The organism is Catenibacterium sp. co_0103 (assembly GCF_004168205.1).
Lineage (GTDB): Bacteria > Bacillota_I > Bacilli_A > Erysipelotrichales > Coprobacillaceae > Catenibacterium > Catenibacterium mitsuoka_A.
Genome location: NZ_RCYB01000032.1, coordinates 1 through 25344, shown reverse-complemented (window position 1 = coordinate 25344; position 25344 = coordinate 1). Strand labels below are relative to the sequence as shown.

Genomic DNA, 25344 nt, shown 5'->3' with positions numbered 1-25344 from the left:
CGACAGTAACTATATTATCATATACTCTTCAAATTTAAAAGAAAAGACTGTTAACATTTAGTTTGTCAACAGTCTGAGAAGATACCTTAAATATCTTCTTCGCTATAACCTCGAATGTAAACTTCCCTTGGTTTAGAACCTATCTGTGGGCCAATAACACCATTTTGTTCTAATTGATCCATGATACGAGCTGCTTTATTGTAGCCAATTCTGAATCTTCTTTGTAATAAAGAAGTACTTGCACGTTGTTCTTTAATGACAAATTCACGGCATTCTTCATATTCTTCTTCTGTATCATCTAAAGAATCATTGACTGAAGAGCCACCATTGGACACTTCTTTCGCATTGACATAATTATCATCATAATTTGCATCCATCTGTTTAGAAACAAATTCTACAACACGACTTACTTCTTCATCTGCCACAAATGCACCCTGTACACGTACTGGTGAGCTAGAACCCATTGGACTAAAGAGCATATCCCCTTTTCCGAGTAGTTTTTCAGCCCCTGTTGCATCTAATATTGTACGTGAGTCAACACTTGAAGACACTGCAAAGGCAATACGTGATGGAATATTAGCTTTGATAACACCTGTAATAATATCAGTAGATGGTCGTTGTGTTGCGACAATAAGATGAATACCTGCAGCACGAGCCATTTGTGAAATACGCATAATACAATCTTCTACTGTTTTAGAAGCGACCATCATTAAATCAGCAACTTCATCTAAGATCACAACATGATAAGGCATGATTTCTTTTTTATCTTCATCATTAGCCTTTTCATTGAACGTTCTTGCATAAATATTAAAGGATTCCATATTACGCTGTCCATTCTCTGCAAAAACTTCATAACGTCTTTCCATTTCTGCAACAACCTGCTGTAATACACCTGCTGCTTTTTTAGGATCAGTGACAACAGGAGATAATAAATGAGGTACGCCATTATAATTAGATAATTCAACCTTTTTAGGATCCACAAGAATGAGTCTTACCTCATCTGGTGTTGCTTTCATAAGAATAGAAGTAATAATAGAGTTCACACAGACTGATTTACCTGAACCAGTCGCCCCTGCAATAAGTAAATGAGGCATCTTATTGAGTTCTGCGACAATAAGATTACCAGATACATCTTTACCTAGCGGAACAGCTAACTTGTTATCCCATGTATCATCACGCATGGAAAGCTGATAAACTTCATTAAATGGGACCATAGCGGCTGTCTTATTAGGTACTTCAATACCAACATAAGGTTTACCTGGAATAGGTGCTTCAATTCTAATTTCTTTGGCAGCTAATGCAAGCTGAATATCATCCTGCAACTGCAAGATACGATTAACTCGTGTACCTGCTTCTAGCTTAATTTCAAATTTAGTAACTGTAGGTCCAATATAGAGATGTACTACATTTGCATTGACACCAAATTCTTCAAACATGTTTTCAAGAATTTTTCCTGTATTTTTAGCATGTTTGGCTTCTTCTGATAAATTACCTGTATTACGAATAGGATTTAATATATCAAATGAAGGAAGCTGATAAACACCATCCTTGTATTCCATCTTTTTAGGTTTCTTCTTTTCAATATCTAAACGCATACTCTTTTGATTAAAAGTAAGATCTATATCAGGTTCCTTTAAAGGTTCTTTCTCTTCAAAAACTTTATCAGGGAAGAATCCCTTTTCTTTTTGTTTAGGTGCAAAGAAATCTTTCACTTTAGATGTTTTTTTCTTGTTTTCAAATACTTCTACTGCATCCTGTGCTTCCTTTTCATTCTGCTTGATCCTATATTGATGAATATACTTACTAGAGAATAATACAAGACCAGCAAGCAGTAAAATAATACCAAAAATAAGCGTTCCAATAGGAGAAAATAAAGCACTTAGTGGTGCATATAATAATGAACCTATTAAACCACCACTTGTTACACCATCATGTTTTATATAGTTATTCATACTACCTGTAGAATGCATATTACCTGCATATGTACAAATAAGTAAGATACCAATAATCATCATAACAAGCCCTATAGCTTGTGGTCCTTTCCATTGAGGTGCTTCTCCCTTTATAACAAAATAAGCAGATATAATAGAGAGTATAATAAGAATTGGATAAATCATCATACTACCAAAAATATAAACCATGAGTGTATGGAAGAATCCGCCTACTATTCCTAATTGACATATACTAATAAAGAATATAAACAATAAGAATAAGGCAATTAGTCTTACTTTGATCTTGTTAGATTTAGGTTCTTCTTGTTTTTTTGGCTGTTTGGATACAGGTGCTTTTTTAGGTTTCTTTGTTTTCTTTTCAGCCATGTTTTCACTTCCTTTCATAGTTTTAAAAAGCAGGAATAAATCCTGCTTATATTTCTACTACAACACCAATGAATACAGGTTTCTTACCTGTTTCTTTCATAATATAACGCATAGATAATTCTTTCATCTCATTACGTATATCTTGAACATCCATTTGAGGATCATCCTTTAATTTAGAAACAACACCCTCACAGATATTAATAATTTCTTTAATGACATAACCAGAATCTTTTAAATAAACAAATCCACGTGTCTGGCAGTCTGTCTGGGCAATGATTTCTTTCGTACGTGAATCAATAGTGACACCTACGACTACAATTCCATCATTAGATAACTGGATACGGTCATCAATAACCTTTTCTCCAACATCACCTACACCAATACCATCAATCATGACATCTTCGATTTCAATGACTTCACGATTTTCATCTAACTGTCCATTTTCAAAAGTACACTTCTCACCATTATCTAATATTACGATATGATCATTATCAATGCCCATTTCATTGGCAATATGTGCATTAGCTACAAAACGACGATATTCACCTTTGATTGGTACATAGTACTTAGGATTAAATAACTGAATAAATACTTTGATATCTTCGATAGATGCATGCATTGATGGTAATTCTTTATTTTTAAGAATGTGAACATCAGCAGGAGTTCTAAATAAATCATTCTGTGCTTTATTCGCAATTTTTTCAGTACCGGGAAGTACTGGAGAAGCAACAATAAATGTATCCCCTTCTCTGATTTTTAATAGTTCATCTCCACCATCTAAAATATCACAAATATCATTATAGATTGTATTAGGTGCACCACTTAAAAGAATAACATAGTTAGAATCCTTTGCAGGAATACCTACATTTTCTTTCTTACCTAGATATTTACTTGGAACAGTAATAACAGGTTCACGTGTTGTCTTTTCTAAACGAATAATACTATTTGTCTGATCATACTTATCACGACCATAGAAGACAATCTGACGATGATATTTCTTAGTAAGTTCTACGATTTCTTTTGTTCTAAAGACGTTCTGGGCATAAGAAGAAATAATAATTCTACCAGATGCATCTTCAAACATAGATTCAATCTTATTTGTAAGCTTATGATTTGGTGAAGTATAACCAGGATTACTTGCACCTGATGATTCAACCATTAAGGCAAGAACGCCCTTCTTTCCAATCTCCATCATCTTCTGGATATTACATCTAAATCCTTCAGGAGAACCAAAGTCAATAATGAATTCTCCACCATATACAACATATCCATCAGGTGTCCAGATGGCTACACCAACACTTCCAGGAATAGAATGTGTTTCAGGGAAGAATTCTACTGGGATACCAGCAATCTTAATAGATTCATCACGTTTTACACGAATGAGTTCCATATGAAGATTCTTTTTCTGATGTCTTTGATAATGATCAATCATCATTTCAATGAGGTCTGCAGTTAAATTAGGTGCATATACAGGAACCCCCTGAATAGCATTTAATAAATAAGGTAATGCTGCCATAACATCATTATGTCCATGGGTGATAATGATGGCGACAATATCCTTCTTTCTTTCAATTAAATAATCAAAACTTGGAATGATGATATCAACACCAAGCTTATCTAAATCCGGAAAACGGTAACCTGCATCAATGATGAAAATCTTTCCGTTTACTTCTATACTGTACATACTCTTGCCTACTTCGGCTTGTCCACCTAGAGGCATGATTTTAACATTATTGTGTTTCATAATACTCCTTTCAATATGTTCAACCTATCACATTTAATATATTTTAGCATATCTTTCTACTCTTCTCAAATAGAAGCAGTTATAATGAAGCAGGAGGTTTTTATGGTACATATCATTTTTCTTATAATACTGGCATATTTTGCATCCAGACTCAGTTTAATACATAATAATTTATCTGGAGTTATGAGCATGCCACAATATCATTATCCAATGCAGTGCTTTTTCTTTGTGTTTTTAATCTATTACTGGTATCAGTTATACCAAATCACGAAACGTAAAGCACTTGTCCATATATCGGGTCTATGTCTTCTTATAAGTCTTTTTATGCCTTTTAAAAGATCAAGTCATGACTTCTTTTCAGAATGTCATACTTATATAGGTTTTATTGGAATTGTATTCATAGTCATTACTCTTGTAATGTTTCTCTATGATTTACATCAAACTCATACTTACTTAGCCTATAAGCTCCTGCAGCTATTGATATCATTATGTCTTATGTTAACGACTGTATTATACTTTCTTGCAGATATTACAGGCTTGTTTGAATGGCTATGCTTTCTATCCTTTATCATCTTCCTAGAAACTTATAAACATTCTATCTCGCATTATCTTTAAGATAAGCAGTACTTGGATGCTTTTCATCATAATAGACAGTGACTTCCTGTCCTACTCTTAAAGTACCTAACACAGGTACTTTTCTTTTAGATTTAAATAATAGTAATTGTCTTGCTGGCTTTAATACAGCTTCTTCTTTAAATGAATAAACATGATGATCAACCATATACTTTACAGTTAATGTAATCACCTGACCAGTATTCACTATATTAATAATTGAACCTGTTGTTTCTGTCATATAAATCACCCTGCTTTCGTTGGTATTATAGCACGATTTGAGTCATTCTTATTACTATAAGATACATTTTTTAATAAAGGATTTTCAGTTACTTCAAACATCTTCTTAATAATATCCTCCTGGATATTACATTCATCAATCATTTCTGTATTCTTAATAAGTATTGCAGCACTCTTAGTAGGAATAGTTACAAGCTGTGCAAGTTCTTTCTGAGTCACTCTACGCTTGCTTGTAAGACATAGATAAAGTCCTAAGACAAGAGAATTCGGATTATCTAGACATTCTGAAAAGACAGTATGTGCAAGTAAGTCTTCTTTATGTCCACAATGAGCACAGATGAAACATCTATTTTCCTCAGCATAAACATAATGAGAACTACCACATTCTTCACAAACAAAGCCTTGAGGCCATTTGATATTATAGAAGAAACGGATTCCTGCAAGAGAATCATTCATATAGATATTCATTAAACGATATAAAGAGTAATTATTTTTATTCATATTTATCACCAAAACCTTTCTACATCTATGATTATAAAGGATTTAGAAATAAAATGCGTTGAAGTATTTGCTCATAATGCCTATTTATAGGTGTTTTAAATATTTTTTTAACTATAAAAAAACCTCGGAATAACCGAGGTGATTTACAGATGGCGTCCACGAGGGGATTCGAACCCATGACCGCACGCTTAGAAGGCGTGTGCTCTATCCAGCTGAGCTACGTAGACATATCTCTTGACTGCTCATGTATAATAACATGCCAAGAGATGTATTGCAAGTGCTTTTTTACATAAAAATACGCATTATTTACACAAAAATATGAAAAAAATGTGCATTGTTCAATATAATTTGAATATCATAAATTATGAAACTCAGGAATTATTTTATTATATGTACAGTACTGTGTAAAGCCTAATGCTTTTAACTGCTTTTTAGTATCTTCTATATAGGCACCTAAATGATCTTCTTGATGACTATCACTCCCTATTGTGATAATAGTACCACCAAGTTCTAAATAAAGTTTTAGTATATCTTTAGAAGGCATTAAATCATCTAGTTTATAGCATACTGATGATGTATTGATTTCAATTCCCTTGCCATCTTTGATGACGATTTGAAGAATCTTTGTAATGATATCCTTATGCTTATTAAAGCTATCATAGCCATCATGATCATCATAACGCTTCATGAGATCCATATGACCTAGAACACTATAATTCTTATAGTTCTTTACTACATCATATAATTCCTGGTAGTATCGTGTATAATATTCTTCTTCAGTTCTCCCTTTTTGATAATCTCCGGTCCAGAATTCTAAATCATCTACCTGATGAATAGAAAGGATAATAAAATCAAAGGGATAAGCTTTAAATAAAGCTTCATATTGGGGAATTGTATGTACCTGGATACCAGATTCTAATCCTAGCTTAAGTGTAATTTGATCTTTATACTTTTCTTTTACATACAGATATTCTTTATAATACTTAGGATAATCAACATTGGTTATAGGTTGTCCATTGAGATATACAGGACCAAGAGGATCATCTACATCTCTTTTAATGCCATAATCTACATGATCAGTAAAACATAATTCTTTAATTCCTCTTTTTATACCATCCTTTACAACTTCTTCCATTTCATAAACAGAATCATCACTATAGATAGTATGTACATGATAATCACACAACATAGTTGTTCACCTCATTATTATCTTAGCATGAAAAAAGTATGCGTGAACATCCTCTTATTAAGAAATTCTACCATCCTTCATCTCATAAACAGTATCTGCAATATTCATTGTAGATACTCTATGTGATACAAGAACAATTGTTTTTTGTTTTGAAGATTCTTTTAATGATTTCAAGATAATACCTTCATTGAGTGAATCTAAGTTAGATGTTGGTTCATCCATAAGAATCATTGGTGCATCATGTAGGAATGCACGCGCAATTCCTATTCTTTGTTTCTCTCCACCTGATAATGTATCACCTAACTCCCCTACTTCTGTATCATAACCCTTGGGTAAAGTCATAATAAAATCATGAATAGAAGCTTTTTTGCAAGCTTCCATGATTTCTTCACGTGTAGCAGCTTTCTTCGCAATCGCAATATTATTTGCGATAGAGTCATGGAAGAGATGAGTTTCCTGTGTGACATAACTTTCCATATTACGTAAATGTTTTGTAGGAATATCTTTGATTTCTTCTTCATCTACAGTAATAGAGCCTTGATTCACGCCCCAGAAACGCATTAATAATTTTAGTATTGTAGATTTACCAGAACCACTCACACCATGTATTCCTGTAATCTTACCAGGTTCTAGTTTTAATGAATAATCATCTAGGATTGTTTCATCATCATATGAGAAAGTAACATGATTAAGTGCAGCTCCTTTAAAGGAATCATTGCTTTCTTTGTCTCCTTCTACTTCTTCTACAAGAGGCTTTTCTTCAAGAAGTGAAAGAACACGTTCACCACTTGCTAAGGTTTGATTGAGGTTATTAGAAAGACTTGATAAAGCGACTACGGGACCAAATGAACCCATCATAGATAAAGTAGATGTAATAATACCTTCAAAACCTAATTCATGATTAAGATAAAGGAATAGCGTTAAGAAAAGCATACCAAATGAAGCTAAGAGAATAACTGTATTTGTGATAGAACGCTGAGCCCCTTCTCTATAGCTTAAGTATTCCTGCTGTTTTGCAAGCTGCTTAGAACGTTCAATGATTTCCTGTTTTCTTTCTTCACCATGATTATATTGGATTGTTTCATCTAATCCACGTAAGGAATCCAATACAAAACTGTTTAATTCACCAAAATTATTACGAAAACTCATCCCTTCAGCACTTCCCAGTTTGCCATTAATAACTGGTATAATCACACCAACAATAATATAAGCAATAAGTGCAAGTAATCCAGCTAAATAATGATAATGTCCAATAAAGAGTACCATAAATAAAGAAGTGAGGAATGCGATACAGATAGGAGAAATAGTATGTGCATAGAATACTTCTAGTAATTCTATATCTGTAGTAATAATAGAAATAAGATTTCCTTTATCACGAGATTCTAGTTTAGCAGGGCATAGCTTCTGCAATGCTTCAAAGACCTTATGACGAATAATGGCAAGTAATCTAAAGGCAATATAATGATTGCAGTATTGTTCGAGGTAATGCAGAATACCGCGTAATAAGGCAATTACAATCATTATAGTCAAGATTGTTTTAACAGGCATAAAGACGAGACGTGGATTTCTTATGCGGAAAAATAATTGTGGAATAAGTCCATGAGCAAGTACTTGACCTGCAAGGATAGTCAGGAAGATCGCACATAAATAGCCGACAGTACCAAGCAGAATGGCAGCAATCATAAAAATAAGGAGTGGTTTAACTAAACCAATCAACTGAGCCATAATTTGAATAGCACTTCTACGATTTGTTTTATTCATTATACAGTTCCTTTCTTTCCATAGTTTTCTAAAGCCATCTGTGCTTCATATAGATGTTTATAGGCACCATTCTGATTCATTAATTCAGTATGTGAACCATGTTCTTTGATTTGTCCATCTTGTAAGAAGTAGATATGATCACTTTTTACTACATTGGCAAGTCTATGAGAAATAAGTAATACAGTTTTTGTTTTGGCTAATTCATGAATGACATTCATAATCAGTTCTTCACTTTCAATATCAATATTAGAAGCTGCTTCATCAAGGATATAGACAGATACATCCTTTTTAAGTAAAGCACGAGCAAGGGCTAATCTTTGACACTGACCACCCGATAAGTTAGATGCTTTTTCTAATAGTTTTGTTTTTATACCATCTTGTGAGTTAAGAAATCCTAAAAGATTTACTTTGTCTAGTACTGCTTCCATTTCTTCTTTTGTAGCATGAGGATCTGCCATATGAAGATTTTCTTCTACGGTTCCTTTAAATAGATAGCTGTTATGTCTAATCAATACAACATGATTCATTAAATCTTCTTCATTGACATCCTTTAAGGGAGTACCACCAATTGTGATATCACCCGTATATCCTCTATACTTTCCAGCAAGAATACCAGCAATTGTACTCTTGCCACATCCTGATTCTCCAACTAATGAGATAAAGGATCCTTTTTGTAATGTCATATCAATACCCTTTAATATTTCTCTATTCTCTTCATAAGAGAAATGAACATCCTTCAATAAGATATCTAAACTATGATCTGACAATACTTCTTTTCCAAAACTTATTTCAGGAATATCAAGAATTCTAAAGATTTTATCACTCGCTGCCATCCCATTCATTGCAATATGGAAAAAAGATCCAAGTAGTCTTAAGGGAAGGAAAAATTCACTGGCTAGAAGAATGATACAGAGAGTACCCTGCATATTAATATGTCCATGAAGATATTCTAATAAAGCAATAATCATTCCTACTGCAGCACCACCATAAGCGACAATATCCATCACACTAATAGAATTGAGTTGCATAGTTAAAACCTTCATAGTAATCTTACGGAATTTTTCGGATTCTTGATCCATTTCTTCTGCTTTCATCTTATCTGCCTGATATATTTTAAGAGTTGTTAATCCTTGTAAGTTTTCTAAGAATGAATCTCCTAGTCCTGTATAAGTAGACCAATAGTTACTTAATAGTTTTTTCGCAAACTTCTGTACAGCTACTATAGATATAGGAATAAGTGGTACACAGATTAATAGTATGATACTTGCTTTTAGATTTACCCGACTTAATATAATGAATAATGTGATTGGTGCAAGTAAGCTATAAAATAATTGAGGGAGATATTTGCTAAAATATGTTTCTAATTGTTCTACTCCTTCTGTAGACACCTGTACCACTTCAGAAGAAGATACATATTCATTATAAGATGCTCCGAGTTTAAGCATCTTATCATAAATCTTTTCTCTTAATATACGTTTTACATCCACACTAGCTAAGTATGATGTACGAGCACTCATACGTTCACATGTATAGCGAATCACTATGACTCCTAGTAATAATAAAAATGTAGATTTAAGATGACTTATAGTAAGCGTATTATTCAATACATGACCCAATAAGTCTGCAATAGTAAATACAGCAGTGATCTGTGCGAGTAATGAAATCCATTGCCAGAATACTGTATAAACAATATATTTTTTAGAATGTGACAACAATTGTATCAATCTTGTTTTAATCATTTTAATATCCTTTCTTTTATAGTACATAGCATATGCCATAAAGCTGTTTTAGGGGCATAGATGATCATTCTAGGGCCACTAAAACGCATGACCTTTCTGATTTTTTCTCTCATTTCAGGCCTATAACAATGCACTTTGCAATGTGCACAGAATGTCTTTTCTGCCATAAAAGGACATCTTTGACTACGTGCTTTTGCATAATTCACTAATTCCTTACATTCAGAACATAACTCTTTTGTATGATGATTCTTTATACAATAGATATGAATCATCTTTTCAATTGTTTCCTGTTCTTTAATTCTCTTTTTTTCTACTTTATTCATTGATTGTCTCTTCTTTCTTTATCGTCTTGACTTGGAAAAAGAAATAAAGAATATGAAAGACCCAGACAATCGCAATACATATTCTTCCTACAGGTACATTTTTCATACAGATGAACCCTATTAACATAATAGCTGTAACCATACCCATGATCTCACATTTAGTCATTAATGTCATAGATCTGTTTTGTACAAAACTATCTAAGTGTTTTTTATAAAGGTTTGTGTGCGTAAACCAGTGGTGAAGCTTATCTGAACTTTTCGCAAAACAGAATACAGTTGCCATATAAAAAGGAACAGTAGGTAAAATAGGAAGTACAATTCCTAAAGTACCGAGTATCAAAGATATAAATCCTAGTAGTATCCAAATAATTTTCATAGTCATCTCCTTAATTAGTCTCACCTAATAATAGTTAGTATTATCGAACTGATAATTATTATATGTGAGGTGATTTAATAAAGTCAACACATATATTAATGAAAAAAGTGCTTGCATTATGTGAAAAGTCATGGTATTATACATAAGCAGTCGAAAGACAAATGTCTACGTAGCTCAGCTGGATAGAGCACACGCCTTCTAAGCGTGCGGTCATGGGTTCGAATCCCCTCGTGGACGCCATCTGTTAATTACCTCGGTTTATCCGAGGTTTTTATTTTATATCAGTAAAAAGGGTACCCAAGCTATCATACTTGGGTACCTTTCATATTAATTTTTATTTTCTTTTCTTCTTAATAATGTATAGAAGAACATAGAAAGCATTGATAATAGACTAAATTGTACGATTGGTGATGAATCACCTGTTTTTACAGTAGTAGAAGTCTTGTCAGATTTTACTGTCGTATTATTCTTTTGTGTTGGAGTGACAGTAACGTTATCTTTCTTATCAGAAGGAGTAGTTGTGACATCGTCCTTCTTATCTGCAGGTGGAGTCGTATTGTCATCTTTATCAGTAGATGGAGAGACGATTTTAAATGTTTTAGTGATAGTACCAACATAATGCTCGTCACTTAATTTAATAGTAACACTACCTTCCCCAACTTCTGTATTATCACCATAAGTGATTGTATATTCACTTGGTTCAACAACATTACTTTTACTATCTTTGACTACAACTTCTGGTTTAATTTGTTTTCCAGTATAAGTCATTTCACTAGGTAAAGTAATTGTATCTTTTGTGACAATACCATATTTTGCATCAAATGCATCTAAATCAGCCTTTGCACCATTGTATTCCTTAAGAGCCGCATTATAGGCACTTAAAGCATCTTCATAATTCTTTGTCTTTTCATCATAGTCCTTCTGTGCATCAGCAAGTTTAGTTTCAATTGAACCAGCAGCATCTTTCGCACTTACATAAACTAATACAGTATCAATTAAGTTATCTAATACTTCATCATGATAAGGTGCATAATGATCACTGGCACCTGCTTTAATACCTTCCCAATCAGCAGTAGCTCTTTGAGCTTTTGAAAGACTTTCATTTGCATTATCTAGCTTCTTGGTAGTATTTGCTACGACATCAGCTTGAGCTTTTTGGTCTTCAACAGCCTGCTCATATTCAGCTTGAACATTATCAAAATTGTTTTTAGCAGCATCTAATGCATCTTTTGCTTTGTTGCATTCTTCTAACTGTTTATTATATGCATTAATTGCAGTATTTAACATATCAATATTGGCAGATAATGCATCTTTTTCAGCTTCTTTACTAGTAACTTTAGAGTTCAAAGTATTTAACTCAGCATTATATGCATTGATATTCTGCTTGTTAGTGTTAATTTCTGACTCAAGTGCTTTAATCTTCTTATCATTTTCATCAATTAAAGCAGTGATACGATCAACATCAGCATTCGCATCTTTAAGAGCCTGTTCTAATTCTGCCTTATCTTTAGTGGCATTTGCAAGTTCTTCTTTCTTTTGAGCTAATAATGCTTTTCATCAGTAATCTGCTTAGATAAAGTATCTTTCTCCTTTTTATTAGCTTTTAACTGATCTTCTAGTTTAGTTAAAGCATCCTTTTGTGCGTTAAGTGTACTAGAAGTATTATCTAATTCAGCTTTTACTGAAGACTGCTGATTGACTAGATTATCATATGTGTTCTTAGCGTTGTTATAAGATGTTTCTGCAGCTTTAAATTGTGCCTTTACATTATCCTTATAATTATTGATTTCAGTCTGTTTTGTGCTGATTTTCTGCTTGTTATCATTGAGTGCATTTATCGCCTTTTCAACTTCAGCTTTTGCAGCATCAACTTTATTCTGTTCAATTTGAACTCCATTAGCCTTCTTTAAAATCCAGGCATTTAATGTCTTTTCAAATTCATCTACACTTTGACCTGTGATACTTACTTGACCACTACCATCCAATTTATCTGCAACGAGGCCTTCTGCAAATACTTGTCCCCAAGTGTAATAACCACTATTATGTAGTTGATTATTATGGCTAAATCCAGTCAGAGTATAATTTTCATCTATAATGTTGAAATAATGTCCAGCATCATCTTTATTTTTAGTCTGTTCGTATTTTACTTTTTCTTTAATCCACCATCCATAAAATGGATTTTGTCTTTGTGTATTGAATACATCTAGGTTTTGATTTCTTCCAAGTTTATCTAAATAGGCTACATCCAAATTGCCGTTTTGATCTAAGAAGTCTGTAGAGTTGTAATCTCTTGAACTTCCATATATATTTTCAGCGAATGGATATATTTCTGAATGTCCCCATTTTACAGATGTAAATTCGTTCTGGATTGCGGATACAGCCAGAAGGTAATAAGAGACTTTAAGTGGTGCTACACCTTCATATGCTCTAATCTGGTTACACATCTTAATATAATTAAGTGCTTCCTTTAAATCAGATAATGAAGCCATTGTCTTATCGTAATTCTTGCTATCATAAATAGTCGCTGATCCTACTTTTATACCATCATACTTTTCTAATTCTGTATAAGCATAATAAGCATCTAAATTACCAGTATTGTTGTAGACTTCCTTATAGAAGTTGACAACGTTGTTATCATATTTTGTATAAGCATTGGCTAATTCAGTTTCAGCTGCTTTTAACTTGCTGCTAGTAACGTCCACTTGTGCTTGTAAGGCAGACTGCTGCTTCTGTAATTGATAGAGTTCAGACTTTAATTTTGCAAGTTCTGGTGTATCAACATTGTTTTTAAGATCATCCACTGCTTTTTTAGCTGCATCGTAGTTAGTTTTTGCAGTAACTAGATTTGTTTTTGCTTCATTAACTTGTGTAGTTAAAGCATCATACTGTTTAGTTAGATCATCCTTTTTCTTTGTTGTCTCATTAAAAGTTGTAGTCTGTGCTTCAATTGAAGTAGTTAAGCTGTTAATTTCCTGGTCTAAAGTGGATAACTGAGTTGTCTTAGTATCGATATCCTTTTCAAGAGTATCAATGTCTTTCTGTAACTGAGTTACTTCTTCAGTTGTTGGCTGTTTATTAAGTGCTTCTTTAAAAGAATTAAGCTTATCAGTAGAAACCTTTAAATCTGTTTCTAGAGTTTGTTTTTCTGTATTTAACTGACTAAGAGTAGTCTTATTGTTTTCTAATGACTTCTTTTCTTCATTAAGTTTTGTAGTAACTGTTTCAATATCTTTATTTAAAGTAGTCAACTGATCATTTAAGCTGGCAAGGTCTTTTTCATATTGAGTCTTGTCCTCTTCAGCTTGATTCAACTTATCTAAAGCATCCTTATTCTTATCAGCTAAATCATTATAATTAGCTTGCGCTTTGTTGTATTTATCCTGCGCATCCTTTAATTGATTCTGCTTTTCTTCTACAGCTTTATCTAAAGCTTCTTTTTGCTGTTTCTGTGATGATAAAGTTTCCTGTAGCTGTAAAACGACCTGAGCTCTATCTTTTACTTCTTTCGCAAGAGTCTGATCAACCTGATTTTGTGAAGTAGTAAGCTTTTCATCATTTTCTTTCTTGTTGGTTTTCGCATTGTTTAATGCTTCCTCTGAACTGTTTTTCTGATATTCTGCTCCCTGTAATGCAGCTCCAGTAGAAATAACAGTAGAGTTCTTATCTTCTACTTCCTTTTCTAAATCTGTTCTAACTGTTGGTTGTACCTGTTGAATTGTTTCTACTGTATTTTCATCTAATGCCTGAACATTTTTAATAACGGTATTAGGCAAACTAGAGATAGCACCTACAGATGATAATGCTGTTACTGTAGATAATGTAGTAGAAACGATTTTCTGTTTCTTATTCATTCTGATTCCTCCCATATGTATATATGATAGCGCTATCAATTTATGATTTCAATATATATTATAATACAATTTAAAAACATTCAAAATGTTACATGAATATTATAATATATACACAGCTTGTTTATTATTTAAAGTGTGAGAAAACATTAAGATAGGTATTTTATCATTTTTTTCATTTTCATATTGCATTAAAATGATCTATATGCTATTATATAAAAGCATTCGAAAAACAAATGTCTACGTAGCTCAGCTGGATAGAGCACACGCCTTCTAAGCGTGCGGTCATGGGTTCGAATCCCCTCGTGGACGCCATCTGTTAATTACCTCGGTTTATCTGAGGTTTTTATTTTGCATATAACTGGTAAAGAACCGTCATTACCAGTTTTTTTATCTATATAGAAAAAGAGACAGCTTTTATGCTATCTCTTGAGTCATTATTTTATCTGTTAGAATAACGTGATAAGAACTGTTTAGCACGTTCTGTTTTAGGATGTTCAAATACTTCTTCAGGAGTACCCATTTCAGCAATAACGCCCTGATCCATAAAACATACAACATCACTCACTTCTCTAGCAAACTGCATTTCATGAGTCACAACAGCCATTGTTAAACCTTCTTTCGCAAGTTCCTTCATAACATCTAATACATCCCCTACCATTTCAGGATCTAAGGCACTTGTAGGTTCATCAAATAGAAGTACTTCTGGTTTCATACATAAAGCTCTTGCAATCGCAACACGCTGTTTCTGACCACCAGAAAGCTTTGTACTAGAAGCATCTGCGAATTTATCCATACCAACAGCTTTTAGCTGTTTCATTGCTTCAGCGCGGGCTTCTTCTTTAGATTTCTTTAATACTTTGATCTGGCCAATCATACAGTTTTCTAAAACTGTCTTATTACTAAATAAGTTAAAGTTCTGGAATACCATGCCTACTTTACTACGATATGTAGAAGCATCTAAATCACCTTTAAGAATATTTTGACCATTGAATAGAATTTCTCCTGCATCAGGTACTTCAAGAAGGTTGATACATCTTAGTAGTGTACTTTTCCCAGAACCACTTGAACCAATAATAGTAACAACCTTACCACGTTCGATAGTGAAATCAATATCGTTAAGAACACGGAGGTCACCAAAATGTTTTTCTAAATGTTTAATTTCAATTACTGTATCCATTTCTTTCCTCCTTAAGCACAGTTATCCTTGATAGTGACTGTGTTTGTCTTATTGATTCTCTTTTCAATGTAATTAAGTACAAATGTTGCAACTGTTGTAAGAGTTAAATAAATAAGTGCAACAACAAGATATACTTCAATATATCTCATATTAGTACCAGCCACTGATTGTGCCTGGAAGAATAATTCAACAACTGAAATCGCATTTAACATACAGCTATCCTTAATATTAACGATAAACTGGTTACCAAGTGATGGGAATGTATTCTTAATAGCCTGTGGGAAGATGATAGAAATCATAGTCTGAGTATTTGTCATACCTAAAGACTTAGCTGCTTCCATCTGTCCTGGATCAATAGACTGAATCCCACTACGAATAATTTCAGCCATATAAGCAGCTGTATTCACTGAGATAATGACCATACCAGCTGTAAAGTTATTCCAATGTAATACTGGTTTGAATAAGTAATAAAGGAATACGGCCTGAACCATCATAGGTGTTCCACGGAATACCCATACATAAAAGCCTGTAATAAAACGTCCTAAACGTTTAAAGAATCTTGTCACTGGTTTATCTAGTGGATCTAATGGTACACAACGAATGGCACCAACAATTAAACCAATAATTAAACCAGCTAATGTACCAACAACCGCAAAAGCGATTGTCATCTTAATACCATACCAGAATAGAGGCCAGTTATTAATTAACTGACTCCATGCATATTGAAAATCTATTTTCATTTTATCTCCTATTTTTCAGTAGGTGCTCTCTTAACAGCATCTTCCATGATTTTTAATCTTTCTTCTTGTGAAATAGAATCTAAAGCCTTCTGAATCTTCTTGAATTCAGCAGTCTTACGTGTATTATTCTTTAATCCAATTGATACTGCAGTATCTACATTAAAGTTATGACCATCTGCAAACTTAACGATTGATAAATCTGGGTTAGCCTGTACGATACCATTTGCAACTGGTAATTCTGCAGTAATACCATCTGTATCACCCTGCTGTAAAGCTACAACTAATTCTGGATAAGTTGATTTAGGTGTCTGATGTTTTACACCATTAATCTGATCAATGATTGTATCATAGTTAGTATTCTTCTGACCTGTTACCTTATAGCCTGAGAACTGCTGGATATCATTGAATGAAGTCATGGCACTATTCTTTCTTACGATCATAACCATTTCACTCTGATAATAAGGCGTAGTGAAATCTAATCCCTTTTCACGTTTCTTATCAGCAGTCATACCTGCGATAATTGCATCGATTTCCCCAGATTCTACAGCTGGCTGTAAACCATCCCATGCAATCTTCTTTACTACAAGTTTCTTTCCTAATTTTTTAGCAATTTTGCTGGCAACGACAACATCATATCCATCTGCATAACCTGCACCGCCATCTAACTGTACTGCAGTATCTGTTTTCTTAGAAGTCTGCCAGTTAAATGGCTGGTAAGCTGCTTCCATCCCTACTGTAAAAGTGTTGTCATCCTTAGTAGATGATCCACATCCTGATAATACAAGCGCTGCTGTTGCAAGCGTAATTAAAGTCTTTTTCATATTTATTCCCCTTTCTATATAAAAATAGAAAAAAAAGCTATACGTTATCATATAGCTTTTAACGATTAGATAACGCCTCTTCATCATGAAGGAGTGAGACAGGTATTTCCTGAATCCCCAAGACTATAAGCTGCCGCTTATCCTCTTTCGGCGATGATTACCTTTCATATGATTCTTAGTCTGCCGACTCCTCATACTACTCTGATGCATCGCTTCCTCTATCTTTATATTTGACTTTACATGCCCATTATAATAGGAAGATATAAAAAGTCAATCCCATTTAATAAATTGTATCATTATTCCAATGTTTTAATTCTAACATCTACATTTGTACCATCAATAGTCATCACCGCATAAGATCTTTTGCTGCCACCACGTGGCCATGAAGTAGAGCCAGGATTAATAAGCCATAAACCATTTTCTTCTTTTACTAGAGGCATATGTGTATGTCCTGAGATTAAAACATCTCCATTATATTTCTTTAAAAAGTCCAGCATTTTCTTTTCACGATCAAAATAACCAAAAAACTGCCCATGAGTAATCAGAAGATGTCTTCCTTCAATATCTAATCTTGCAGTTTGTGGAAGATCAAGACTCCAGTCATTGTTTCCTTTCACTGCAACAAATTCATCTAAATCACGCAATTGATATGATTCACTATCACCACAATGGATATAGTAATCTGCATCATCTTCTAAAACTTTAATATCTGTTAAGATATTCATGTCTCCATGGTTATCTGACATAATTACAATTTTTTTCATTCAGCTGCCTCCTTCTGATTATATTCTTCAATACAGCTATTTTCTTTGTAAATCTTATTCGCATTCTTCTTACCTACATAGCGATAGTAATGTGCATCATACACATGATTTGTAGAAGATGCCATACGTTTTGGATAACGTAATATAAAACCATATTCATATGAATGTGCTTCAAGCCATTGTGACAGGGCAGCTGTTTCAAACTCATGATAGGCAATGGACTTAGAGGCAATAGAAACTGTATGACCTAATTGTCTTTCATCTTTACCTGCAAGATTAGGATTTGAATACTGTAAATCAGTAAAGCTTGTATATGCTTCTTTAACATAAAAGTCATTCGCAATCTCATTAGGCATTGCATCAATCATCTTCTTTAGCGCTTCATAGGCGTCATTATTTAAATACATGGCATATTTTAAACGATGAATATCTGACATTAAGACAAGATTATGAGGAACATAAGCACCTATATAAGTTTGATCACTTAAGGTAGTTAAAAGAGCTGAAGGATCAGGAATCAATAACATATCTTGATTATTTGCCTGAGTCATAAGTGTTGTTAAACCGTAACGAGAGTAATTAGCACATGCTTGTTTGAAGAATGAAAGAATCATTTTATCATTTAGTCCACGATTTTTTAATAATTCAATATAGTATTCTGTATCATCTACATAACTATAATCTTCATAAAGAGGTCTCATTTCATAATATATTTGTAGTTTACCAAAATCAAAGTTCTGATTATATAAATATCCTGCTTCTAAATCATGTTCTACAAGTTTCTTTGCTTGATCATAAGATGCACCTTTATAGGTATTAGTGAGTTTAGTTGCTAATTCATTGCCTATTTGTAGGATAGACTTATTTGTAGAGTAACGCCCTGTTTTTTCTAGTAATTCATAATATTGATAATATGGCAGATAAAAATCATCATATTTGATATATTTCATAAAATGGTAAAGAGGAATTCTGTTTTCTACAAGATATTTCTGTTCTTCTTTACTTAAATACTTTTCGATGATCATTCTATTATCGTTATTGATGCCGTTGACACGATAGAATGGATCAAATCGGAGGTTAATTGTATAGAATGAAACGATAAATAATGCAATGACTGTAATAAACAGATACTTGCGCTTATTTTCCATTAAATCACCTGCTCTCTAGTGTCAATTATATAGTATATCGCAAAAAGTGTATAGATTATTCTTTATGTAGTACTTCATAGAGCTTTGCTGCAGTATTCTTAGGAATGACTGCTTCTAGTTCTTCCAGTGATGCTTCCTTCATCTTTTTAACACTCTTAAAATGATTAAGAAGTTTTTTCTTGCGTGCTTCCCCTATTCCTTCTACTTCATCTAATATAGAACTAAATAAGGATTTAGAGCGTACCTGACGGTGGAATGAAATAGCATAGCGATGCACTTCATCCTGCATACGCGTTAATAAGAAGAATAAAGGACTCTTTGTATCAATAGGAACCTGGTTCCCATTTTCATCTAGCAACATTGCGGTAGAATGTTTATCATCCTTGGATAAACCACATATATGTACAGAGAGATTTAAACTATTTATCACTTCTTTGGCGACTTTGATCTGTCCTAGTCCACCATCGACAATAATGAGATCAGCCATTTCTTTTTGCTCCATAAGTAAACGATAATAACGTCTATAGATGACTTCCTTCATACTTGCATAATCATCAGGACCTTCTACTGTCTTGATCTTATATTTACGATAATCTTTTTTAGATGGTACACCATCTTTATATACAACCATACCAGCGACTGCATAAGCACCCTGGATATTAGAGTTATCGTATAATTCAATCGTGTGTGGTGTATCAATACCTAGTTTTTGACCTAATTCAATAATAGGAAGAATTGTTTTTTCATCTGTTTTCTCTTTTAATAAGAATTTCTTTTCTAATGCTTCTTTCGCATTCTTATTAGCCATTTCTACTAAAGATTTCTTATCTCCTCTTTGTGGCTGAAGAACATGACAGGATAATATTTCAGTTAATAGTTCTAAATCAACATCTTGAGGAATAAGCAGTTCGTAAGGTTCTGGATGAGTTTGATAATAAGTAACTAAGAAACGAATGAGATCTTCTTCAAAATCTTCTCCTACTGGTTCTAAATTAAAATCATGATAGAGAAGTTTACCTTCACGCATAAAGAAGAGCTGTATACTAATGTAGCCTTTATCAATAAAATAGCCTAAGATATCTCTATCTTTATAGTCTCCAAATTGGACATTCTGTTTTGCTGTAACATATTCTATAGAACGAATGAGATCACGATATTCTTTCGCAAGTTCAAATTGAAGATTTTCACTAGCTGTCATCATCTTTTCAGTGAGTTCATCTATTTTGGATTTGGTATTACCATGTATAAAAGAAATTAGTTCTTTTCTAATTTCATCATATTGGCTCTTGTCAACTTCATTAATACATGGACCTAGACATTGATGTAAAGAATAATATAAGCATGGTTTATCTGGGACATGATTGCACTTTCTTAATGGGTAAAGCTTATTTAATAATTTAAAAGTATTTCTAGCTGCAGTGGCATCGGGATAAGGACCAAAGTATTTATTCTTTTTGTTTTTAGTTTTTCTTACTATTTTAAGTCGTGGATGGGTTTCATCAGTGAGTTCAATATAAGGATAATAAGTATTATCCATAAACATGATGTTGTATTCAGGTGTATAGTCTTTAATAAGGTTAATTTCTAGTAATAATGCTTCCTTCTCACTACCTGTCACGATATAGTCAAAGTCCCATATATGATCGACTAATTTTGTAGTTTTATAGTTATGTGCTCCTGTAAAATAAGAAGAGACGCGATTTTTAAGTTTTCGCGCCTTTCCTACATAAATAACTTTTCCGTCTGTATTCTTCATTAAGTAACAGCCAGGAGACATAGGAAGCAGAGAAAGCTTCTTTTTAATATAGTCTAGATTCTTATTCAAAGCTAACTACCGTTACACCTAAACCACCCTCATTTGGTCCACCATCACGATATTCCTTGACATATGATAAATGGTCTAGTTTCTTTCTTATACCATTACGTAAAATACCTTTACCCATACCATGAACAATACGTACTGAAGGATAACCTAGTAATAAAGCGTCATCTAAAAACTTTTCTACAATATTCATCGCTTCTTCGTAACGCATACCAATGACATTGACTTCATAATGTCCTGTCTTCTTCATATGCTGTCTTGTGCCTGCTTTTTTAACCTTCTGAGGCTTAGAAGCACCATACATGAATGTTACATCAGTATCCTTAACACGAGCCTGGAGACCACCTAAATCAACAAGCAATTCATGTTTCTTAACTTCTAGGACATCCCCTTCTCTATTCATCTTATCAAGCTTAACATGATCACCCTTTTTAAAGACATGATCCTGTACCTTAACTACTTCTTTCTTTTCATATTTCTGCTGATCTAATGCATGTTTCGCTGCAGTCACCTGATGAGGCTTTAAAGCACCTTGATTCATAATATCTTTAGTTAACTCATCAATTGTTTTCTTAGCCTCTTCAAGCATCTTATTAGCTTCTTGCTGTGCCTCTTCGACAATACGATCTTTTTGTTTTGTGGCAACAGATAGCTGATGCTCATAACGATTATGAAGCTTTTCATTGTCGGCAAGTAATGTATTGATTCTTTCTTCTTTTTCATCTAATTCAGCACTCTGTTTAGTCAGTTTTTCAGTTAACTTTTCTGCTTCATTCATACGTTCTTCTTTATTATGTAAAGCTTGATCAATAATCTCATGATCAAGACCTAAAGAAGCAGCAATCTCAAAAGCATAAGATGAACCAATAGAATGAAGCTTTAAACGATATGTAGGACGCATTGTTTCTACATCAAATCCAACAGATGCCAGAGTAATATCATCTCTTGACTGACCATAGCTCTTAAGTTCACCATAGTGGGTAGATGCAACAATACGGCAGTCACGTCTTAATAAAGTATCCAGAATAGCTTCTCCTAGACATGCCCCTTCTTGTGGATCTGTACCTGAGCCAATTTCATCAATAAGAATTAAAGAACGACATGTTGCATGTTCTAAGATATAAATAAGCTTTTTCATATGTGATGAATATGTTGAAAGTGACTGTTCAATAGATTGTTCATCACCAATATCGGTATAGACTGCATCAAAGAATGGAATAGAAGCTGAAATAGCTGGCACGGCTAAACCACTAATAGCCATTAATGAAAGTAAACCAACAGTCTTTAAAGCAACTGTTTTACCGCCGGTATTAGAACCAGTAATCATCAACATCTTACCATCAATAATAATATCATTAGGTACAATTCTTTTTTGATCAATAAGTGGGTGTCTGGCCTGTTTTAAAGAAAGAATACCTGATTCATTGATATCTGGTTTAATGCAATCATAATCACAGCCAAAACGTGCTTTCGCAAAAATAAAATCTAGTTCAGACATGAGTTCCTGATCAAAATAGAATCTTGTATAGTTATACTTAACACGTCTTGTAAGACTCTGTAAGATTTTATTGATTTCAGTCTGTTCCTGACTCTTTAATTCATTAAGTTCATTGTTCATGACAACAACACTTTCTGGTTCAATAAAGAATGTCTGACCAGAGGCACTTGTGGCATGTACTAAGCCTTTGATTTCATTCTTATGTGGTGCTTTAACTGCAAGAACTAAACGGTCATTCTTGCTAGAGAGAGTATCCATACTTAATGAATTCTTTTCACTCTTTAAATACCCTTCCATAGAATGACGAATACGTCCTTCTAATGCATGCATGCTTTTTCTAATACGATAAAGTGTTTCACTGGCATGATCACTGATAGAGCCATCAGGCATAATGCATCTATTGATTTCTATATGTAATCCATTATCCCCTTCTAAGCCTTCTACTAAGTCTCTTAAGAGAATAATTTCTCCTTCATAAGCATTAAAGTAAGAAGTCACCTGAAAGATATTTTCTAACATATGATCAATAGCCATTAATTCTTCTGGTGCTAAAATACCATCCATCTTCGCTTTTGCAAGATATGCACTGATATCATGAAGTGGCGCAAGAGGTAAAGTACCCATAATACGATGAATAGTCATGGCTTCTTCTAAACGATTCTGTTCTTCATTTAAATCAGCCAGATTATCATACATTTCTAATTGTAATACTTTCTTCTTCGCAATCTCTGTACGGCAGCTGCCAGCAATACTATTTAGAATTCTTGGAAATTCTAAGACTTTATAACTATCTAACATTTTATTCACTTCCTATATTATTTAATATTGTATTCTTTTCTGTTTCTGTATAAGGTGTTTTATTTAATAAAGAGATAAATTGAAGTTTTTCTTCATGAGGTATAATGACCTGCTGTTTCATTAAAGCAGGGCCTAATTGTGTATAGACAAACTGTGTTGCATCATGCTCATCTAGTATTCCATGATTATAGGCATGATTATTAGCGATAATCATCTTCTTTAATATATCTTTATCTTCTAATTGAAGTGTATGCTGTCCCTTTAATAAGCTTCCATAAGCACTTGCTTCATTGATTGCTTTTTGTGAGATAATTGGTACATCTTCTATGATTAAATGTCCTATTTTAGAATTAGTTAAGATATCAGGCCCAAAGAAAGGAATAATAACCATCATCATAACCATGAAGGAGATAAATACACCCTTTAATGCGTGAAGCAATGCACCTAATAAATGATTGACAAAAGCAGTGAGTGCAAAATGATCAGTCAATTGATTGACTAAAGGTTTAATAAGAACGCCTATGAGTCTGCGAATTATTTCTAGAACAACAAACATGATAATAAAGACTATCAACATATTTATAACTGAACCACCTAATTGTGATAAAGGATCATCTACCGGCTTATAAATCTGGATAATAGAAGAAATAGTTTCTACATTAAAATAGATAAAAAGCATCATAATTATAAAGCTTACTAAATCATATAATGTAGAGAAAAAACCTTTGGAATATCCACTAAAAAACATATATAACAAAAAAGCGATAAGAATCAAATCAAGAAAACTCATAACACTTACCTCCTTGACGTTGTCGGTTCTTAATTATAACAAATGAAATTTATACTGTCAAAAAAATGAAATTTATGATAAAATAAAACATGTGAGGTGAATATAGTGGAGCCAATTAAATTTTTGATTAATGAAAACATTTTAAACAAGATGAAGAAGTTTTATGACAGTCAGATGGTTCCATTCGAAAGCGAGAACCTTCTTTTAAAAGCTCATGCAATTGGCTGTGACATCGAAGTGACATCGAATTATGAAGCAAGCTTTTTAGGACAGAATGCGGTGCATGAAGCAAAGCATTGGTCTAGAAGTTTAGCAAAAAAGATTGAGCAGGAAAAGAATTCAGATCACTTATGTATGCATCCACATATTGGTGCTGCAGAAACAGGATCTGCTGATTTTCTTGGGCCGCTTTGTGTCGTTGCATGCTATGCCGATGATGAAGCACTTGAGATCATTAAAAACCTGCATATTGATAATATCGATGATTTGTCTAATCAGGAAATTATCAATTACGCTAAACTATTAAAAGGACATCTCATTTCATCACTACTAGTACTAGATAACTCACATTATAATAAGATGATTGATAGTGGAATCAACCAGGCAAACATTCGTGCACGCCTATTTAACCAGGCTGTTGTGAATGTTCTTCAGAAAGTGAAGAAGAGTGTTGAATTCAAAGTTATTGATCAATTCGTTTCACCTAAGACTTATTATAATTATTTAAAGAGTGAAGTTATTGTCGTAAAAGATATGATTTTTGAAACCAATGCTGATGAACAGTATTTAGCAGTATTAGCTGCAGAAATCATTTCTCGTTATGCATATCTACAATATTTTGCTAGCATGACAAAGAGTTTAAAGATGAACCTTGCTAGAGGGGCCGGCACTAATGCCGAAATCGTGGCTGTTAAACTTGCGCACAAGTATGGTGATAAGATTCTTACAAAGGTATGTAAGTTGAATTTCACTAATATGAAGAGAGTTAAGGGAGCATTAAAGAAATTAAAAGAAGGCCTATAGGCCTTCTTCTTCATCTAGAGAATCATTATTGAGGTAATTTAAAATAACTAGGGGTTTCCTAAATTTTAATTATTACGCAGTAAGGGGTGAATCTCACCCCTTATTTCTT

The 25344-nt window shown here is 33.3% G+C and carries 20 protein-coding genes, 3 tRNA genes and 1 riboswitch; of the genes, 3 read left to right on the top strand and 20 right to left on the bottom strand.

Features of this window, described 5'->3' with window-relative positions:
• Positions 1–86: 86 nt before the first annotated feature.
• The 10 genes from EAI80_RS06990 to EAI80_RS06945 all read right to left on the bottom strand — a co-directional run bounded on the left by EAI80_RS06990 (position 87) and on the right by EAI80_RS06945 (position 10803).
• Positions 87–2318, bottom strand: coding sequence for a DNA translocase FtsK (locus EAI80_RS06990; RefSeq protein ID WP_238634483.1), 2232 nt, complete (start codon positions 2316–2318; stop codon positions 87–89).
• 46 nt (positions 2319–2364) lie between these two features.
• Entirely contained in the window at positions 2365–4062 is a 1698-nt protein-coding gene (locus EAI80_RS06985) for a ribonuclease J (RefSeq protein ID WP_022425555.1), read from the bottom strand.
• 595 nt (positions 4063–4657) lie between these two features.
• A complete protein-coding gene (locus tag EAI80_RS06980) occupies positions 4658–4915 on the bottom strand; it encodes a DUF3592 domain-containing protein (protein WP_022425557.1) in 258 nt (85 codons plus the stop codon).
• A gap of 5 nt (positions 4916–4920) precedes the next feature.
• Complete coding sequence (locus EAI80_RS06975) at positions 4921–5415, bottom strand: transposase (protein ID WP_129981466.1); 495 nt, start codon at positions 5413–5415, stop codon at positions 4921–4923.
• A gap of 150 nt (positions 5416–5565) precedes the next feature.
• Positions 5566–5642: transfer RNA gene (locus EAI80_RS06970), tRNA-Arg, on the bottom strand.
• Between the two features lie 128 nt (positions 5643–5770).
• Positions 5771–6604 carry a histidinol-phosphatase HisJ family protein gene (locus EAI80_RS06965; protein WP_129981465.1) on the bottom strand — a complete coding sequence of 278 codons (834 nt, stop codon included), beginning with the start codon at positions 6602–6604 and terminating at the stop codon, positions 5771–5773.
• A gap of 57 nt (positions 6605–6661) precedes the next feature.
• The gene (locus EAI80_RS06960; RefSeq protein ID WP_129981464.1) at positions 6662–8365 is read right to left on the bottom strand and encodes an ABC transporter ATP-binding protein; all 1704 of its coding nucleotides are present in this window, start codon (positions 8363–8365) and stop codon (positions 6662–6664) included.
• Positions 8365–10104 (bottom strand): ABC transporter ATP-binding protein/permease, encoded by a 1740-nt coding sequence (locus EAI80_RS06955; protein ID WP_129981463.1) that lies wholly within the window; start codon positions 10102–10104, stop codon positions 8365–8367. The genes EAI80_RS06960 and EAI80_RS06955 overlap by 1 nt, the downstream gene beginning before the upstream one ends.
• On the bottom strand, positions 10101–10427 hold the full coding sequence (locus tag EAI80_RS06950) for a nitrous oxide-stimulated promoter family protein (protein WP_129981462.1): 327 nt from the start codon (positions 10425–10427) through the stop codon (positions 10101–10103). Before EAI80_RS06950 ends, EAI80_RS06955 begins: the two co-directional genes overlap by 4 nt.
• Positions 10420–10803, bottom strand: a complete 384-nt coding sequence (locus EAI80_RS06945; RefSeq protein ID WP_238634482.1) for a YbaN family protein — start codon at positions 10801–10803, stop codon at positions 10420–10422. The genes EAI80_RS06950 and EAI80_RS06945 overlap by 8 nt, the downstream gene beginning before the upstream one ends.
• Before the next feature lie 163 nt (positions 10804–10966).
• Here EAI80_RS06945 and EAI80_RS06940 point away from each other — a divergent pair.
• Positions 10967–11043: transfer RNA gene (locus EAI80_RS06940), tRNA-Arg, on the top strand.
• An 87-nt stretch (positions 11044–11130) separates the two neighbouring features.
• On the opposite strand, the gene EAI80_RS06935 is transcribed toward EAI80_RS06940, so the two are convergent.
• Together EAI80_RS06935 and EAI80_RS06930 are read right to left on the bottom strand one after the other, a co-directional pair.
• Positions 11131–12150 carry a hypothetical protein gene (locus EAI80_RS06935; protein WP_129981460.1) on the bottom strand — a complete coding sequence of 340 codons (1020 nt, stop codon included), beginning with the start codon at positions 12148–12150 and terminating at the stop codon, positions 11131–11133.
• A 194-nt stretch (positions 12151–12344) separates the two neighbouring features.
• Positions 12345–14654 carry a CAP domain-containing protein gene (locus EAI80_RS06930; RefSeq protein ID WP_161220297.1) on the bottom strand — a complete coding sequence of 770 codons (2310 nt, stop codon included), beginning with the start codon at positions 14652–14654 and terminating at the stop codon, positions 12345–12347.
• 235 nt (positions 14655–14889) lie between these two features.
• Here EAI80_RS06930 and EAI80_RS06925 point away from each other — a divergent pair.
• Positions 14890–14966 (top strand) — tRNA-Arg (locus EAI80_RS06925).
• A gap of 127 nt (positions 14967–15093) precedes the next feature.
• Here EAI80_RS06925 and EAI80_RS06920 read toward each other — a convergent pair.
• From EAI80_RS06920 to EAI80_RS06885, 8 genes are all read right to left on the bottom strand, one after another.
• Positions 15094–15831 carry an amino acid ABC transporter ATP-binding protein gene (locus tag EAI80_RS06920; protein WP_022425914.1) on the bottom strand — a complete coding sequence of 246 codons (738 nt, stop codon included), beginning with the start codon at positions 15829–15831 and terminating at the stop codon, positions 15094–15096.
• An 11-nt stretch (positions 15832–15842) separates the two neighbouring features.
• A complete protein-coding gene (locus tag EAI80_RS06915; RefSeq protein ID WP_129981458.1) occupies positions 15843–16571 on the bottom strand; it encodes an amino acid ABC transporter permease in 729 nt (242 codons plus the stop codon).
• 8 nt (positions 16572–16579) lie between these two features.
• A complete protein-coding gene (locus EAI80_RS06910) occupies positions 16580–17392 on the bottom strand; it encodes a transporter substrate-binding domain-containing protein (RefSeq protein WP_022425916.1) in 813 nt (270 codons plus the stop codon).
• Between the two features lie 62 nt (positions 17393–17454).
• Positions 17455–17621, bottom strand: a riboswitch (Lysine riboswitch).
• Positions 17622–17688: 67 nt separating this feature from the next.
• Positions 17689–18156 carry a metallophosphoesterase gene (locus EAI80_RS06905; RefSeq protein ID WP_129981457.1) on the bottom strand — a complete coding sequence of 156 codons (468 nt, stop codon included), beginning with the start codon at positions 18154–18156 and terminating at the stop codon, positions 17689–17691.
• On the bottom strand, positions 18153–19304 hold the full coding sequence (locus EAI80_RS06900) for a D-alanyl-D-alanine carboxypeptidase family protein (protein WP_129981456.1): 1152 nt from the start codon (positions 19302–19304) through the stop codon (positions 18153–18155). Before EAI80_RS06900 ends, EAI80_RS06905 begins: the two co-directional genes overlap by 4 nt.
• 55 nt (positions 19305–19359) lie before the next feature.
• Positions 19360–21129 (bottom strand): excinuclease ABC subunit UvrC, encoded by a 1770-nt coding sequence (gene uvrC / locus EAI80_RS06895; protein ID WP_129981455.1) that lies wholly within the window; start codon positions 21127–21129, stop codon positions 19360–19362.
• Positions 21122–23422 (bottom strand): endonuclease MutS2, encoded by a 2301-nt coding sequence (locus EAI80_RS06890; protein WP_129981454.1) that lies wholly within the window; start codon positions 23420–23422, stop codon positions 21122–21124. The genes uvrC and EAI80_RS06890 overlap by 8 nt, the downstream gene beginning before the upstream one ends.
• Before the next feature lies 1 nt (position 23423).
• Positions 23424–24212, bottom strand: a complete 789-nt coding sequence (locus EAI80_RS06885) for a CvpA family protein (RefSeq protein ID WP_129981453.1) — start codon at positions 24210–24212, stop codon at positions 23424–23426.
• Between the two features lie 105 nt (positions 24213–24317).
• Here EAI80_RS06885 and EAI80_RS06880 point away from each other — a divergent pair, with 105 nt between their 5' ends.
• Positions 24318–25235, top strand: coding sequence for a ribonuclease HIII (locus EAI80_RS06880; RefSeq protein WP_117458852.1), 918 nt, complete (start codon positions 24318–24320; stop codon positions 25233–25235).
• Positions 25236–25344 lie beyond the last annotated feature (109 nt).

What these genes read in the sequence shown, in the direction of transcription:
- EAI80_RS06990 (WP_238634483.1), bottom strand. Translation starts at nt 2,318, where the DNA reads ATGGCTGAAAAGAAAACAAAGAAACCTAAAAAAGCACCTGTATCCAAA.
- EAI80_RS06985 (WP_022425555.1), bottom strand. Translation starts at nt 4,062, where the DNA reads ATGAAACACAATAATGTTAAAATCATGCCTCTAGGTGGACAAGCCGAA.
- EAI80_RS06980 (WP_022425557.1), bottom strand. Translation starts at nt 4,915, where the DNA reads ATGACAGAAACAACAGGTTCAATTATTAATATAGTGAATACTGGTCAG.
- EAI80_RS06975 (WP_129981466.1), bottom strand. Translation starts at nt 5,415, where the DNA reads ATGAATAAAAATAATTACTCTTTATATCGTTTAATGAATATCTATATG.
- EAI80_RS06965 (WP_129981465.1), bottom strand. Translation starts at nt 6,604, where the DNA reads ATGTTGTGTGATTATCATGTACATACTATCTATAGTGATGATTCTGTT.
- EAI80_RS06960 (WP_129981464.1), bottom strand. Translation starts at nt 8,365, where the DNA reads ATGAATAAAACAAATCGTAGAAGTGCTATTCAAATTATGGCTCAGTTG.
- EAI80_RS06955 (WP_129981463.1), bottom strand. Translation starts at nt 10,104, where the DNA reads ATGATTAAAACAAGATTGATACAATTGTTGTCACATTCTAAAAAATAT.
- EAI80_RS06950 (WP_129981462.1), bottom strand. Translation starts at nt 10,427, where the DNA reads ATGAATAAAGTAGAAAAAAAGAGAATTAAAGAACAGGAAACAATTGAA.
- EAI80_RS06945 (WP_238634482.1), bottom strand. Translation starts at nt 10,803, where the DNA reads ATGAAAATTATTTGGATACTACTAGGATTTATATCTTTGATACTCGGT.
- EAI80_RS06930 (WP_161220297.1), bottom strand. Translation starts at nt 14,654, where the DNA reads ATGAATAAGAAACAGAAAATCGTTTCTACTACATTATCTACAGTAACA.
- EAI80_RS06920 (WP_022425914.1), bottom strand. Translation starts at nt 15,831, where the DNA reads ATGGATACAGTAATTGAAATTAAACATTTAGAAAAACATTTTGGTGAC.
- EAI80_RS06915 (WP_129981458.1), bottom strand. Translation starts at nt 16,571, where the DNA reads ATGAAAATAGATTTTCAATATGCATGGAGTCAGTTAATTAATAACTGG.
- EAI80_RS06910 (WP_022425916.1), bottom strand. Translation starts at nt 17,392, where the DNA reads ATGAAAAAGACTTTAATTACGCTTGCAACAGCAGCGCTTGTATTATCA.
- EAI80_RS06905 (WP_129981457.1), bottom strand. Translation starts at nt 18,156, where the DNA reads ATGAAAAAAATTGTAATTATGTCAGATAACCATGGAGACATGAATATC.
- EAI80_RS06900 (WP_129981456.1), bottom strand. Translation starts at nt 19,304, where the DNA reads ATGGAAAATAAGCGCAAGTATCTGTTTATTACAGTCATTGCATTATTT.
- EAI80_RS06890 (WP_129981454.1), bottom strand. Translation starts at nt 23,422, where the DNA reads ATGTTAGATAGTTATAAAGTCTTAGAATTTCCAAGAATTCTAAATAGT.
- EAI80_RS06885 (WP_129981453.1), bottom strand. Translation starts at nt 24,212, where the DNA reads ATGAGTTTTCTTGATTTGATTCTTATCGCTTTTTTGTTATATATGTTT.